15 protein-coding genes are annotated in these 13,615 nt (G+C 52.4%); 9 read left to right on the top strand and 6 right to left on the bottom strand.

Annotation, left to right across the window (positions count from 1 at the left end; genetic code table 11):
• Positions 1-14: 14 nt before the first annotated feature.
• The 5 genes from WKR14_RS12205 to metG all read right to left on the bottom strand — a co-directional run bounded on the left by WKR14_RS12205 (position 15) and on the right by metG (position 4,856).
• Positions 15-449 (bottom strand): hypothetical protein, encoded by a 435-nt coding sequence (locus WKR14_RS12205; protein ID WP_101055921.1) that lies wholly within the window; start codon positions 447-449, stop codon positions 15-17.
• 88 nt (positions 450-537) lie between these two features.
• The gene (locus tag WKR14_RS12200) at positions 538-1,071 is read right to left on the bottom strand and encodes a hypothetical protein (protein ID WP_101055922.1); all 534 of its coding nucleotides are present in this window, start codon (positions 1,069-1,071) and stop codon (positions 538-540) included.
• Positions 1,068-2,090, bottom strand: a complete 1,023-nt coding sequence (locus WKR14_RS12195) for a hypothetical protein (protein ID WP_339086300.1) — start codon at positions 2,088-2,090, stop codon at positions 1,068-1,070. Before WKR14_RS12195 ends, WKR14_RS12200 begins: the two co-directional genes overlap by 4 nt.
• 159 nt (positions 2,091-2,249) lie before the next feature.
• Complete coding sequence (locus WKR14_RS12190; protein ID WP_339086298.1) at positions 2,250-2,675, bottom strand: DUF7079 family protein; 426 nt, start codon at positions 2,673-2,675, stop codon at positions 2,250-2,252.
• Between the two features lie 150 nt (positions 2,676-2,825).
• Positions 2,826-4,856: a methionine--tRNA ligase gene (metG, locus tag WKR14_RS12185; RefSeq protein ID WP_234556430.1), complete on the bottom strand. Its 2,031-nt coding sequence runs from the start codon at positions 4,854-4,856 to the stop codon at positions 2,826-2,828.
• A gap of 159 nt (positions 4,857-5,015) precedes the next feature.
• On the opposite strand from metG, the gene apbC reads away from it, so the two are divergent.
• From apbC to WKR14_RS12140, 9 genes are read left to right on the top strand one after another with little or no spacing between them, the layout of a single operon-like run.
• Complete coding sequence (apbC, locus tag WKR14_RS12180; RefSeq protein ID WP_339086295.1) at positions 5,016-6,131, top strand: iron-sulfur cluster carrier protein ApbC; 1,116 nt, start codon at positions 5,016-5,018, stop codon at positions 6,129-6,131.
• Between the two features lie 12 nt (positions 6,132-6,143).
• Positions 6,144-6,782 (top strand): uridine kinase, encoded by a 639-nt coding sequence (udk, locus tag WKR14_RS12175; protein ID WP_339086293.1) that lies wholly within the window; start codon positions 6,144-6,146, stop codon positions 6,780-6,782.
• Between the two features lie 30 nt (positions 6,783-6,812).
• Positions 6,813-7,394 (top strand): dCTP deaminase, encoded by a 582-nt coding sequence (gene dcd / locus WKR14_RS12170; protein ID WP_101055927.1) that lies wholly within the window; start codon positions 6,813-6,815, stop codon positions 7,392-7,394.
• A gap of 14 nt (positions 7,395-7,408) precedes the next feature.
• On the top strand, positions 7,409-8,242 hold the full coding sequence (gene pabC / locus WKR14_RS12165; RefSeq protein ID WP_234556429.1) for an aminodeoxychorismate lyase: 834 nt from the start codon (positions 7,409-7,411) through the stop codon (positions 8,240-8,242).
• A complete protein-coding gene (gene mltG, locus WKR14_RS12160; protein WP_101055929.1) occupies positions 8,239-9,246 on the top strand; it encodes an endolytic transglycosylase MltG in 1,008 nt (335 codons plus the stop codon). Before pabC ends, mltG begins: the two co-directional genes overlap by 4 nt.
• Positions 9,246-9,878, top strand: coding sequence for a dTMP kinase (gene tmk, locus WKR14_RS12155; protein ID WP_339086288.1), 633 nt, complete (start codon positions 9,246-9,248; stop codon positions 9,876-9,878). The genes mltG and tmk overlap by 1 nt, the downstream gene beginning before the upstream one ends.
• A 25-nt stretch (positions 9,879-9,903) precedes the next feature.
• Positions 9,904-10,815 carry a DNA polymerase III subunit delta' gene (gene holB / locus WKR14_RS12150; protein ID WP_335923123.1) on the top strand — a complete coding sequence of 304 codons (912 nt, stop codon included), beginning with the start codon at positions 9,904-9,906 and terminating at the stop codon, positions 10,813-10,815.
• 10 nt (positions 10,816-10,825) lie between these two features.
• Positions 10,826-11,152, top strand: a complete 327-nt coding sequence (locus tag WKR14_RS12145; RefSeq protein WP_025011164.1) for a PilZ domain-containing protein — start codon at positions 10,826-10,828, stop codon at positions 11,150-11,152.
• A 44-nt stretch (positions 11,153-11,196) separates the two neighbouring features.
• On the top strand, positions 11,197-11,988 hold the full coding sequence (locus tag WKR14_RS12140; RefSeq protein ID WP_101055949.1) for a TatD family hydrolase: 792 nt from the start codon (positions 11,197-11,199) through the stop codon (positions 11,986-11,988).
• Between the two features lie 103 nt (positions 11,989-12,091).
• Here WKR14_RS12140 and WKR14_RS12135 read toward each other — a convergent pair whose 3' ends face one another.
• Positions 12,092-13,612, bottom strand: a complete 1,521-nt coding sequence (locus WKR14_RS12135) for a SpoVR family protein (RefSeq protein ID WP_224867289.1) — start codon at positions 13,610-13,612, stop codon at positions 12,092-12,094.
• Positions 13,613-13,615: the final 3 nt, after the last annotated feature.

Below are 13,615 nucleotides of genomic sequence, written 5' to 3'. Positions count from 1 at the left end.
AATGAACTCCTGGATTAAAGGTTTGGCAATTTATGCAACAGTTGCAGCAGCTGATATTCTTCATCGCTGGCTTCACCCAAACTCACCTTATGGCGCAAAATCTCAATCGTCTGCTCGCGACTTTGATGATCCTGTTGCCAGCGTTGATGGGCCTGTTCATTGAGTTGATGTTCATTGTCGGCCTTGAGCCTGTCGAGGGCGATTTCCTGACTGCGCTCCTGGTGTTTGAGTTGCGCCTGACGTAATTCGTTGTCGGACAGCTCTATCTCTTTTAACGCTTCGGCTTTTACTCTTTCAGTTTCCGCTCTGGCAGTTTCCAGTTGGTTGTAACTCTGATAAGCACTGACCGCCTCTTTGGCTAGCGCAACGACTTCTGCGCCGCTTAGCTCCGGGGTTTTACTTTGTGGTTTGGCCGGGGACTTGGTGTTAATTCGGCTGGGAGTTTTCATTTGTGTGTGCCCTCTGAACTTCAATAGCCTTGATTTAGGTGACTAGGGTTGACGATAATGAATCGCAAATCGTTAACTAAGCTTGGTGTTACTCAAAAGCGCCGACCAAGCACAAGAGTTGTGCCTTCATTAACTCATCGGTCAGTCTGCTGAGTCGTCTGAGCTCTGGACACTCACGGCGAGCGGTACTTCTCAGATGCTGCAACTGTCCAAGAAATAGCTCCAGACTCTGGCGGCGGCTCTGTAGTTCTGCGACAAGTTGAGTCGTCAGGTGATTGTCGTGCTGTAATCTGTGTTGCAGCAGTGTCATGCGCTCCTCGGCCTCCATTTGCCAGAGCGTTTGCTCCAGTGCCATCTGTTTGCTGAGGTTTTTGAGTTGATGCTGCAACGTACGTTTTTGTGCTTGCAACTGCTCGGTGACTTCTTTGGCACGCTGCAGCTTAAAATAGGAGTTGAGGCAGTCAAGTACCGAAATGGCGGCATCGACCCACACCAATACAGGGTTAACCCCTTTGGCGCCGCGCATCAGTTGGTAACCTATTCGGCCAGCCTGGTAGAGCCTCGCCTGCCGGGCACTGCCAATTTCCAGGGTTTTACTGGCAAACAGTGAAACAGTTTTCATTGGTTTGGCTCCAACGAGGTTTCAAATTGTGCCTTGAGTGCCGCCATCAGCTGCGGCTTGTCGAGTCGCAGTGGGCGCAGGCTCTGGTTCAGAGTAATGTGACGACTAATGCCGGTATCAAGGGACTCCTCTTTCGCGCCGATGACCTGCAACAGTTCGCTTATGGGCTTTTCAGCGCTCTTGGGCCAACTAGCGTTGCCTTCGACTCGCTCGCTGGTGTTAATAATGGCGCCGCTCAACTGGCACAAGTGGAGTCGACTGGGTGGGGGACTTGCCAGTGTTGAATCGAGCAGGGGCGGCACAGTGTAATTAGCCTGATATTCGAGTGTCGGGGCTTTTAATAGCAGTGTGCCGCGTTTTTCCGAAGTTAATGATGTTTCGCTATCAAGCTCGACCCAGGCATAACTAAGCTCTGTTTCATCGCCGATAATCTCAAGCTGTGGCTGCCAGGCAGTACGCTGCTCCTGCAGCATCCTGTGATACTTGGTCGGACAAAGCTGTTGCATCAGCTCGGTTAGCTCCCCTTGATTTTCCAGGCTGGAGGCCAATCGGCGGTTCAGTCTTTGATGTTGCAGCACCTGCTGAATATTCCAGTCTGTTTCGTACTCTCTCAAGGTCATCCAGGGTTCGGAGGGGTTATTTTTCAATAATAGTTGTTCATCGTGGCACCAAACGGGATTGAGTTGCGGATCCATCACATCAAGCCACAGCACAAATTTCAGCTCGGTCAGCTCACAAGCCAGTGCCATTTGACTCCCTTGTGGGGTCAATTGGCGCAGATCATCTTCCAGCCAGCCGAGTGCACATAAACGTTCGAGCAATGGCGTCAGTTGTGAGCTTGTCAGTGCGGTAACTTGCTGGATCTGTTCCTGGGTTACACCGTATAAGGTAAAAGATTGCAGTAAAAAACGTGAGACCTTACCCAGGATCTCCAACTGCTGATGACGAAAGCTCAACCGATAACGACGCATGGGCAGAAGAATATTCAAAGGGGCTGGAAGGCTATTTGTATGGGCCACTGTTGGATCTTACTTATCTGTTTGAGCTGGAGGTTTATGTCATGAGAGACGGCGCAAACCTTAACACGAAAGTTGAAATAAAAAACCAGATATTGAGTGTTTTTTTGAAAAAAATATTAATATATGCAACAGCTTGCATAAAATTGATTCAATATGATTTCAAAGCTTGTCAGCGAGTGTGTTATTGCGCCTACTATGGATCTGCGCCGATAGCAGTTGCCAGTGAGGTGCTAAATAATCATTGAACATTCGTTCTGCCAAGTGCTGCTTCATTCTTTGCCAAAGATTGGGAGAATTGTTGAGTTGCAGTAAGATTTGCTCCTTGAGCCACTGTTCATCGAAGCCCGCCCACTCACCACAGACGTCGAATAAATTGGGGCCACAAATGGGCGCAACTTCCCGATAGAGAATATGCTCCAGTTCTTTTAGAGAATAAGGGGAAAGAGCACATACCCGGATAATGCCGGGGTAGTGCAGAGTGACATCGGTATCAAGAAACAAGTCTGACAGTGCGCTCCATACCGCTTGGCGGATGGGGAATTTTACTGTTTCTTCCAGCATTATATGGGAGGGGGATTCAGCCATAGGATCCTTCCTTTAAGGCTGTTATTTGTGCAGAGAGGGTAACCAAAGACATCAGAGACATCAAGTTATCAAACTCTCATTGCTAATTTAGCCAGGCAGATCCAATAAAAAGGCCACAGATGTGGCCTTGGGTGATTTATGGATGTGAGTTTATTTGACTCTCATGCCTGGCTGAGCACCTTCATGGGGCTCAAGGATCCACAGCTCCTTGCCACCAGGGCCCGCGGCCAGCACCATGCCTTCAGACAGACCAAAGCGCATCTTGCGAGGAGCAAGGTTGGCTACCATTACTGTCAGTTTGCCTTCGAGATCTTCCGGGGCATAAGCCGACTTGATACCGGCAAATACCTGACGGGTTTCGCCGCCGAGATCCAGCTGTAATTTCAGTAGCTTGTTGGCTTCAGGCACATGCTCGGCCTTCTTGATCAATGCAATCCGCAGATCCAGCTTGGCAAAGTCGTCAAACTCTATGGTTGGGCTGATAGGGTCATCTGCCAATGGGCCGCAGGCCTTGGGCGTATCCTCGGTTGCCTTGAGGCTTTCCTTGGAGGCTTCCACCATGGCGCTCACCTTATCGAGCTCGATGCGTTGCATCATGGGCTTGAACGGGTTGATTTCGTGACCGGCCATATCCAGTGCCAAGCCACTCCAAGTGAGTTCCAGCTTGAGGAAGGCTTCAACATCGGTGGCCAAGCGTGGCAGAACCGGCTTGAGATAAGTCACCAGAATACGGAATAAATTCAGCGCCACTGAGCATACCTGATGGGCGCGGGCCAGGGTTTCTTCGTTTTTCACCAACTGCCAAGGAGCTTCATCGGCAACGTAAGCGTTGGCGACATCGGCCAGCGCCATGATTTCACGCATCGCCTTGCCGTATTCGCGGCCTTCATACAGCTCGGCGATCAGTTCCTGTTTGGCCAGGAAGGACTCGGCCAGGCTGTTGTCTTCCACTTTGGCCAGCTTGGCGTCAAAACGCTTGACGATAAAGCCGGCGGTGCGGCTCGCCAGGTTAACCAGTTTACCGACCAGGTCCGAGTTGACTCTGGCGGCAAAGTCCTCCAGGTTCAAGTCCAGATCGTCAATGCGGCTGGAGAGCTTGGCTGCGTAGTAGTAGCGCAGATACTCAGGATCCAGATGATCCAGGTAAGTGCGGGCCTTGATAAAGGTGCCCTTGGACTTGGACATTTTGGCGCCGTTGACCGTGACATAGCCGTGGGCATAGACACTGCTTGGTTGACGGTAGCCGGCACCTTTGAGCATGGCCGGCCAAAATAGACTGTGGAAATAGACAATGTCTTTGCCGATGAAGTGATACACCTCGGCCTTTGAGTCGGCATTCCAGAACTCGTCAAAGTTCAGCTCCGGGCGCTTGTCGCAGAGGTTCTTGAATGAGCCCATGTAGCCCACAGGCGCATCGAGCCAAACGTAGAAGTATTTGCCCGGCGCATCGGGGATCTCAAAACCAAAGTAGGGCGCATCACGGGTGATATCCCACTGCTGCAGACCTTGCTCGAACCATTCATCCAGCTTGTTGGCCATTTCACTCTGCAGTGAACCTGAATGGGTCCACTCCTTGAGCATGGTTTCAAAGGCGGGCAGATCGAAGAAGAAGTGCTCTGTCTCTTTCATGACAGGTGTGGCACCGGATACCGCCGAGCGCGGATTGATCAGCTCGGTTGGGCTGTAGGTGGCGCCACAGGCGTCACAGTTGTCGCCGTATTGGTCTTCAGACTTACACTTGGGGCAGGTGCCCTTGACGAATCTGTCCGGCAGGAACATGGACTTTTCCGGATCGAACAGTTGGGAAATAGTCTTGCTCTTGATATAGCCGTTGTCGCGCAGTTTGAGGTAGATCTCGCTGGCCAGCTGACGGTTCTCTTCGCTGTGAGTGCTGTGATAGTTGTCAAAGGCAATATTGAACTCGGCAAAATCCTGCTGATGCTCTTGATTGACCTTGGCGATCATCTCTTCGGGTTGGATCCCCATCTGCTGAGCCTTGAGCATGATAGGTGTACCGTGGGCATCATCGGCACAGATATAATGACACTCATGGCCACGGAGTTTTTGGAAGCGGGACCAGATATCTGTTTGAATGTACTCGAGCATGTGGCCCAAGTGAATGGGACCGTTGGCATATGGAAGCGCGCTGGTAACAAGGATTTTACGTTGTGTAGTTGCCATCTTTTCTCTGTTAAATCTAGGCCCTGAAAGAATGGCATAGATACTAACCGATTAATCCGGCTTTTTCATCAAAACCTGACATGAGTGGGTTAATTCTACTCTAATATTCGCGTCATTATCTGGTACACTTGGCGAAATTTATCAAAAGGGGATTGCGTTTTGTCTTCTGCTTCTCAGGACTATCGTCTCAGTGACGATCTGCTCGGTCCGGTTCTTGCCATTCTCAATGCGTTTCAGGATCCATACCTGGCCCAGGGTTTAGTCGATGCCGGTTGTATTCGTAAATTGGATTTGGATGGTAAAAGGCTACTGCTGACCATCTTGTATCCATATCCTTGTCAGACTCAATATCGCGATACTGTGATTGCGCTGACCAATGAATTGTCCAAGCTCGATGCCATCGACGAGGTGGAATGTGAGATTGGCTTTGAGCCTTTCAGCTACTCGGCCCTAGGCAATATTGCCCCTATTCCCAACGTGAAGCAGGTGATTGCCGTTGCTTCCGGTAAGGGCGGTGTGGGCAAGTCTACTACTGCGGTTAACCTGGCTTTGGCCCTGGCGGCCGAAGGTGCCAGGGTGGGTATTCTGGATGCCGATATCTATGGCCCCTCCATTCCATTGATGCTGGGGATCCCGACATTCAGACCCGTTTCCCCCGATGGCGTGCATATGACAGCCGCTGCAGCCCATGGCATCAGCGCCCAGAGCATAGGTTTCATGCTGACCGACGATCAGGCCGCAGTATGGCGTGGCCCCATGGCTGCAGGCGCCCTGGTGCAACTGCTCAACGAAACCCAGTGGCCTGAGCTCGATTACCTGATGATTGATATGCCTCCGGGCACAGGGGATATCCAACTGACGCTGTCACAAAAAGTGCCGGTCAGCGGCGCCGTGATAGTCACTACGCCTCAGGATATAGCGCTGGCCGATGCCAAGAAAGGCATCACTATGTTCCAGAAGGTGAACATCCCAGTCGTCGGTATTGTGGAAAATATGAGTTTCCATCTCTGTCCTGCCTGTGGCCATAAAGAGCATCCTTTCGGTACTCACGGTGGCAGCAAGATAGCCGAGCGTTATCAAGTACCTTTACTGGGTGCCTTACCTCTGCATATCAATATCCGTGAGGATATGGATAACGGGGCGCCGACTGTGGTGGCTGCGCCTGAGGGTGAAGTCGCCGCCATTTACCGGGATATCGCCCGCCGTGTGGGTGCCCAACTGGCAAAACAAAAGAATCACAGCAGTATTTCAATCGCAATAGCAGATGATGAGTAAGGTTTTCGCAGCATGAATTCGCCACAGTGTGTCGTTATCGGTATAGCAGGGGCTTCGGCGTCAGGTAAAAGTTTGATCGCCAAGACCATATTTGAAGAGTTATGCCGAGACTTAGGGACAGATCAGATTGGGGTTATCAATGAAGATGCCTACTATCGGGATCAGAACCATATGTCCATGGACGAGAGGGTCAAGACCAACTATGACCATCCCAAGGCGTTGGATCATGAACTGCTCAGCACTCACCTGGTAGCGCTTAAACAGGGGCAGGCGGTGGATATTCCCTGCTATAGCTATGCCGAGCATACCCGCACCAGCGATACCTTAAAGATGACCCCTAAAAAGGTCATCATTCTCGAAGGTATTCTGCTGCTGACTGACCCTAAACTGCGTGAACTGATGGATGCCAGCGTGTTTATGGATACACCACTGGATATCTGTTTACTGCGGCGCCTGACCCGTGATGTGGCCGAGCGTGGCCGCACCATGGAGTCTGTTATCAGCCAGTACCAGAAAACGGTAAGACCCATGTTTCTGCAGTTTATTGAACCCTCAAAGCAGTATGCCGACATCATAGTGCCAAGGGGCGGCAAGAACCGGATTGCCACCGATATTCTCAAGGCCAGAATCCAGCATTTGCTGGCGAAGTAACTACAAATATCCAGGGAGCTAGAAGGCGAGATGCGATTAACTGATATCGAAATTGAACAATGTCTGGACGAGGGCAGCATAGTCATAGATCCCCGTCCCGGCATAGAGGCCATCAGTGGCGTGAGTGTTGATGTGCGTCTGGGTCACCAGTTTCGGGTGTTCAAGGATCACACGGCGCCTTATATAGATCTCAGTGGCCCCAAGGCCGAAGTGCAGGCTGCGCTGGATAGAGTGATGAGCGAGCAGATAGATATTGCCGATGGCGAAGCCTTCTTTCTGCATCCGGGCGAGCTGGCGCTGGCAGTGACCTATGAGAGTGTTCACCTGCCTTCCGACATAGTCGGCTGGCTCGATGGCCGCTCTTCTCTGGCGCGTCTGGGCTTGATGGTGCACGTGACGGCGCACCGTATCGACCCGGGTTGGCAGGGGCGAATCGTGCTCGAGTTTTACAACAGCGGTAAACTACCGCTGGCATTGCGTCCCATGATGACCATAGGGGCACTGAACTTTGAGCGCTTGTCTCGTCCTGTGGCCAGACCCTACAACACCCGCAAGAACGCCAAGTATCGCGATCAGCAAGATGCGGTCGCCAGTCGGATCAGCCAGGACTGAGCCCTGGATTGCGCATGAGTGGTGTCTGGGTTCAGGGAAAAGAGCAGGATAGCGTCTGCGTTCGCGATCGGGGCTTTACCTATGGTGATGGCCTGTTTGCAACCATGGCGGTGGATGGTAAGGGGCAAATAGCCTTTCTGGGTGAACATCTTGCCCGCTTGACTCAAGGGGCGCTGCGCTTGGGTTTTGTCTGGCAGGCATCGGATGCCTTGCGCTCAAGCCTCAAGCGCATTGCCGTCGCCAATCCCCACAGCTGCGTTAAGTTGCAGCTCACCCGGGGAGAGGGCGGCCGTGGTTATACGCCGCCGGCAGACGCTTTGGTCACCGAAGTCATCAGCCTGGCGCCATTGCCGGCGCATTATCCTGATTGGCAGCAAAAAGGGATTGCCCTCAAGACCTCACCCATCAGGCTTGGCAAACAGCCAAGGCTTGCCGGCATTAAACACCTCAATCGCCTGGAACAGGTGCTTATCAAGGCGCAGCCATTGCCTGAAGGCTTTGATGATTGGCTGGTACTGGATTGCGACGATTTACTGCTCGAATCCTCAATGGCCAATCTGTTCCTGCTACTACCTAATGAACAAGGTAAACTGACGGCGTATTCACCGGCCATGAATTACTCTGGTGTCTCCGGAGTGATGCGACAGCAGTTGATTGTGGCCTTGCTCGACCAGGGCATTGACGTGCAGCTGTGCCCTCTTAACACAGAGATGCTGCAACGGGCGCAGCACCTCTTTATCAGTAACAGCCTGTTGGGTTTGGTCGATGTTATTGCTGTGGATCAGCAAAACTTTGAACTCTGGCCCGGCAGCACACCTCTTCGCAAGGCGCTTGCTATCCAATTATGAAAAAATGCTTAGTTGCGGCCCTGGCCTTTGTGTTTACCCTGATGACTCTGGCGCTGGGCGTTGGTTTTTGGGGTTACAACGAACTCAACCGCTTTGCGGCCACAGAGCTGAAACTGGACGAACCCAGAGAGCTGCTGCTGAAACGTGGCACCTCCTTTTACCAGTTGGGGCAAGAGCTGCAAAATCAGCAGTTGTTGGAGTTTGACTGGCACTGGAAGCTCTGGGGTAAGCTTTACCCGCAGATGACTGCTATTCGCAGCGGTCTTTACCAGATTGAACCCGGCGACACTCCGGTTTCTTTGCTGGAGCGGTTGGTGGCCGGTGACGAGAAGACTTTTACCCTGACGCTGGTAGAGGGCAAGACTATTCGCGAGTGGCAAGCGTATCTGCAGACCTTGGCGTATCTCAAGGTCAGCGACAAGCCATTTATCGATGTGCTCGAAGCTCAAGGGGATAACAGCGGCTTGCCGGAAGGCAAGTTTTTCCCGGATACCTATCAGTATCGTGCCGGCACTGAGCTCAATACTCTGTTGACCCAAAGCTTTATCAAGATGCAGCAACAACTGGAGAGCATCTGGCAGCAGCGGGATCAAAGCATTCCGCTCAAGAGTCCCTATGAACTCTTGATCCTGGCCTCCATCATAGAAAAGGAAACCGGCCTGGCAGAGGAGCGCGGTAAGATAGCGGCGGTATTTGTCAATCGCTTGAAAAAACGCATGCGCTTGCAGACAGATCCCACTGTCATTTACGGCATGGGGGAGCGTTTTGATGGCAATATCACCCGTAAAGATCTGCGCGAAGAAACGCCATTTAACACCTACCGTATTTTTGGACTGCCGCCGACACCTATTGCCGCGCCCGGGCGGGAAGCCTTGTTGGCGGCCGCACACCCGGAAGCGGTGGAGTACCTCTACTTCGTTTCCCGCAATGACGGCAGTCATGTATTTTCCCGTACACTGGCCGAACATAACCGCGCCGTGAACCAGTATCAGAGAAAGAGATAATGCCACAAACAGCCACTGCAAAATTTATCGTTATCGAGGGCCTGGAAGGCGCCGGTAAGTCCAGCGCCATCGCATTGGTGCGAGACTTTATCGAAAAACATACCGGCAAGGCACCTGTCTGTACCCGAGAGCCGGGTGGCACCCCGTTGGCGGAGAAGATCCGCGACTTGGTGAAGGTGGCCGATGCAAGCGACCCTCTGTGTGACGAATCTGAATGCCTGCTGCTGTATGCCGCCAGGGCGCAGCTGGTGGCCCGAGTGATCAAGCCGGCGCTTGCCGAGGGCAGTTGGGTGCTCGGCGACAGACACAACCTGTCGTCCCTGGCTTATCAGGGCGGTGGTCGGGGGTTGATGCCCTTGGTCAGCGCGGTCAGCGCCGCCACCCTTGGGGACTTTAAACCAGACTTGACCCTGTATCTCGACATAGAGCCAAGCCTTGGGCTAACCCGCGCCGCCAACCGTGGTGAGCTGGATCGAATCGAGCAGCAGGAACTGGCCTTCTTTGAACGTACCCGTGCCACCTACCTGAGCCTGGCACAACAGGACGACAGCATAGCGGTTATCGACGCCAGTCAGATCATGGCCGAAGTGCATAAAGATATTCTGGCTGTGTTGCAAACCAAAGATTGGTAAGCAAGCGGCATAAGGAGTGATGAAGATGGACATGCCCTGGTTGAGTGACGCTAAAGCCCGTTTTATGCAGCAACTGCACTCGGCTCAGATGCCTCATGCGTTGCTGCTGGGGCTTCCCCAGGGCTATGGCGGCATGAAGCTAGCCGAAGAGATAGCCGCGGCGGCCCTGTGCAGCGAACCCACAGCTCGGGGAGAGTGCGGTCATTGCAAGAGCTGCCAGCTGGTGCTCGCCGGTAACCATCCCGATTTTCATCTTCTTGAAGCCGATGGTAAACAGATAAAAGTGGATCAGGTGCGGGCGCTTTGTCAGGAGCTGACCTCCACGGCCCAGCAAGGTGGGCGGCGGGTGGCGCTTATCGCCCAAAGTGAGCGCCTCAATCAAGCTGCGGCCAATGCCCTGCTGAAAACCCTGGAAGAGCCGGGGCAGGGGACGCTGATTATTCTACAGACCGACAGCACCGCCGGGCTGCTGCCGACCATATCCAGTCGTTGTCAGAGAGTGCAGGTAAAACTGCCGGACAAGAGTGCCATTCAGTCCTGGCTGGCGCAGCAGTTACCGCTGCCGGCCGATGTTACCTGGTGTTTGCCCGTCGTCGGCGGACCGCTAAAGTTGGCAGAGGTTTTGCAGTCTGACAGATACCAGACCTTATTGGATTATCGCCGCGATTGGCGCGCCAGTTTGTTAACGGGCCATCTGTGTGCTAGTTTGTTAACAGTAGGTGAGGAACAAATCTCTGATGTACTTAGAGTTTTATACTTGGTGTTGCATAGAGAGCTGTTAACCATCGAAGGGGAGGACCCCTTGCTGCGGGCGCAAATAGCGACCCTGGCTGCCAAGGTGATGGATACCTGCAATCGTCTGAGCCAGATGCCGAGTGTCAACTACTTGGCGCTTTGCCAGAATTATGTCTTAGAATATAAGAGACTGAAAACTTAAAAAGTATCCTATGGTCGATCTGACAGTGAATTTTGACACCCTGCACCAGTTGTATCGTGCTTACATGCCTTTTATTCAGCCGGCGGGCCTGTTTGTGGCAACTACCGAGGGACATTTCCTCGGTCAGGAGATCCAGATAGGTTATCGTTTGCCGGGCTCGACTCATGTCAATGAGTTTCAGGGGGTCGTGGTGTGGATCAACCCGCTCGGCGCTTCCGGAGGACGCCCGGCCGGTATCGGGGTTAAAATTCTCTCGGATCCCGAGTCCCACAAGCATCATATTGAAAAACTCCTTTCCAGAGAGCTGGCCTCGGGTGATTTGACCTGCACTATGTAGGGCGCTATCCTTGCCGTCCTTTTCAATTGTGGGTGGATTTCCAAGTGTTAGTTGATTCCCATTGCCATCTCGATCGCCTCAAAGCCGCGCCGGATCCCGAAAGCCTCAGTCAGTTGCTCGATGCCGCCAAGGCTCGTGGGGTAGACTATTTTCTTTGTGTCAATGTCCGGCAAAAAGGTTTTGCAGAGATGAAGGCCAAAGTCGCCGGGTTTGAGCAGGTGTTCCTGTCTTCCGGGGTGCATCCTTTGGATGTGAAAGAGGGATTGGATCTCAATGAACTCAAGCGTTATGCCGCCGACCCGAAAGTCGTGGCCATTGGCGAGACAGGGCTGGATTATTTCTATGCCGATGATACCAAGGCCTTGCAGCAACAATGCTTTGAGCAGCAAGTGGCGCTGGCCAGAGAAGTGGCCAAGCCTTTGATTGTTCACACCCGGGATGCCAGAGAAGACACCATAGCCATACTGAAGAACGGCGGCGCCGAACAGTGCGGCGGGGTACTGCACTGCTTTACCGAGAACTGGGAAATGGCCAAGGCGGCTATGGATCTGGGCTTTTATATTTCGGTTTCCGGTATCGTCAGCTTTAAAAATGCCGCTGAGCTAAGAAGTGTTATCCGTAAAATCCCCAAAGACAGGCTGCTGGTCGAAACCGATTCGCCTTATCTGGCACCCGTGCCTCATCGGGGAAAAGAGAATCAGCCGGCCTTTGTTCGTGATGTCGCCGAGTTTGTTGCCGAGCTCAGAGGTGAGTCCTTTGAAGAGTTGGCCCAGTACACCACAGACAACTTTTTTACCCTGTTCAAGGATGCCGCTAAACTGGCAGGCAGAAGCTAGCTCAACGAAACAGAGAGGCTTTTGCTTATAGCTCGAGCCTATCTGTTTTGCGCTGTGAGTCAATGGCCGGTGAGGGCAGGAGTACAAGCAGCCCACATGATGGTTAGATATATTCGCCTTTGTCAGGACACGAGGCCAGTATTCGTATCTCGCCATCTTCCGCTTTCTGCTCCAGGGTGACGTCAAAGCCCCACAATCTATGTAGGTGTTTGAGTACTTCCCGGCAGCTGTCTGCCAGAGGGATGCCGTTACTGGGGATATACCTCAGTGTCAGCGAGCGATCGCCATTGACCATGACATTATGCACCTGAATATTGGGTTCATTATTGGACAGGTTGTATTGCGAAGATAAAATTTGTCTGATATCGCGGTATCCCTGTTCATCATGAATAGCCGATACCGACAGATAGTTTTTGCTTTCATCATCGAGTACGCCAAACAGCTTGAATTTGCGGATCATGGTGGGGGATAAATACTGGCTGATGAAGCTCTCATCCTTGAAGTTTTCCATGGCGAAATGCACTGTTTTCAGCCAATCGCTGCCGGCGATATCCGGGAACCAATATCTATCTTCTTCAGTTGGCTGTTCGCAGATGCGGCGAATGTCGCAAAACATATTGAACCCCAGGGCATAGGGATTTATGCCGTTGTAATAAGGGCTGTTGTAGGCAGGCTGAGCCACCACATTGGTGTGACTTTGTAAAAACTCCAACATAAATCTGTCGGTGACCAAGCCTTCGTCATAAAGGTGGTTGAGCAGGGTGTAATGCCAGAAGGTGGCCCAGCCCTCGTTCATTACCTGGGTCTGGCGTTGCGGATAAAAATACTGCCCCATCTTGCGTACGATACGCACCAGCTCCCGTTGCCAGGGCTCCAGCAATGGAGCATGCTTCTCGATAAAGTAGAGAATGTTTTCCTGTGGCTCTGACGGAAAACGTTTTTGCTGTTTGGCTTCTTCTTTGGTTTGGTGCGAGGGGATGGTGCGCCAGAGATCGTTGACCTGGGTTTGCAGATAGGCCTCGCGCTCTTTCTGGCGTGCCTGCTCTTCACGAAACGATATTTCTGTTGGCCGCTTGTAGCGGTCGACGCCATAATTCATTAAGGCGTGGCAGGAATCCAGCAGGTTTTCCACCTCATCTATGCCATATTTACGCTCGCATTCACTGATGTATTGCTTGGCAAAGACCAGGTAATCAATGATGGAACCGGCATCTGTCCAGGTGCGGAACAGGTAGTTGTTTTTGAAGAAACTGTTGTGGCCAAAGCAGGCGTGAGCAATCACCAAGGCTTGCATGGTGAGGGTGTTTTCCTCCATCAGATAGGCGATACAGGGGTTGGAGTTGATGACTATCTCATAGGCCAGCCCCATCTGGCCGCGCTTATAACCCTGCTCGGTTTCGATAAAACGCTTACCGAAGGACCAGTGAGTATAACCTATAGGCATGCCTATGCTGGCGTAGGCATCCATCATCTGCTCGGCGGTGATCACCTCTATCTGATTGGGATAGGTCCCCAGACGATAATGCTCCGCGACCCGGGCGATTTCCTTTTCATAGGTTTCCAGCAGCTCAAAAGTCCATTCAGGACCATCGCTTAGCGGCTGGCGTGTTTTCTTTTTGCTCATAAT

It is taken from the genome of Shewanella chilikensis, assembly GCF_037953065.1.
Classification (GTDB): domain Bacteria; phylum Pseudomonadota; class Gammaproteobacteria; order Enterobacterales; family Shewanellaceae; genus Shewanella; species Shewanella chilikensis.
The sequence above is the reverse complement of the archived record's forward strand: the minus strand, read 5'-3'. Positions and strand labels throughout refer to the sequence as shown.

Excerpts from the sequence above, each read along its gene's own strand:
- WKR14_RS12205 (WP_101055921.1), bottom strand. The coding sequence starts at position 449 with ATGAAAACTCCCAGCCGAATTAACACCAAGTCCCCGGCCAAACCACAA.
- WKR14_RS12200 (WP_101055922.1), bottom strand. The coding sequence starts at position 1,071 with ATGAAAACTGTTTCACTGTTTGCCAGTAAAACCCTGGAAATTGGCAGT.
- WKR14_RS12190 (WP_339086298.1), bottom strand. The coding sequence starts at position 2,675 with ATGGCTGAATCCCCCTCCCATATAATGCTGGAAGAAACAGTAAAATTC.
- metG (WP_234556430.1), bottom strand. The coding sequence starts at position 4,856 with ATGGCAACTACACAACGTAAAATCCTTGTTACCAGCGCGCTTCCATAT.
- udk (WP_339086293.1), top strand. The coding sequence starts at position 6,144 with ATGAATTCGCCACAGTGTGTCGTTATCGGTATAGCAGGGGCTTCGGCG.
- dcd (WP_101055927.1), top strand. The coding sequence starts at position 6,813 with ATGCGATTAACTGATATCGAAATTGAACAATGTCTGGACGAGGGCAGC.
- pabC (WP_234556429.1), top strand. The coding sequence starts at position 7,409 with ATGAGTGGTGTCTGGGTTCAGGGAAAAGAGCAGGATAGCGTCTGCGTT.
- mltG (WP_101055929.1), top strand. The coding sequence starts at position 8,239 with ATGAAAAAATGCTTAGTTGCGGCCCTGGCCTTTGTGTTTACCCTGATG.
- tmk (WP_339086288.1), top strand. The coding sequence starts at position 9,246 with ATGCCACAAACAGCCACTGCAAAATTTATCGTTATCGAGGGCCTGGAA.
- holB (WP_335923123.1), top strand. The coding sequence starts at position 9,904 with ATGGACATGCCCTGGTTGAGTGACGCTAAAGCCCGTTTTATGCAGCAA.
- WKR14_RS12145 (WP_025011164.1), top strand. The coding sequence starts at position 10,826 with ATGGTCGATCTGACAGTGAATTTTGACACCCTGCACCAGTTGTATCGT.
- WKR14_RS12135 (WP_224867289.1), bottom strand. The coding sequence starts at position 13,612 with ATGAGCAAAAAGAAAACACGCCAGCCGCTAAGCGATGGTCCTGAATGG.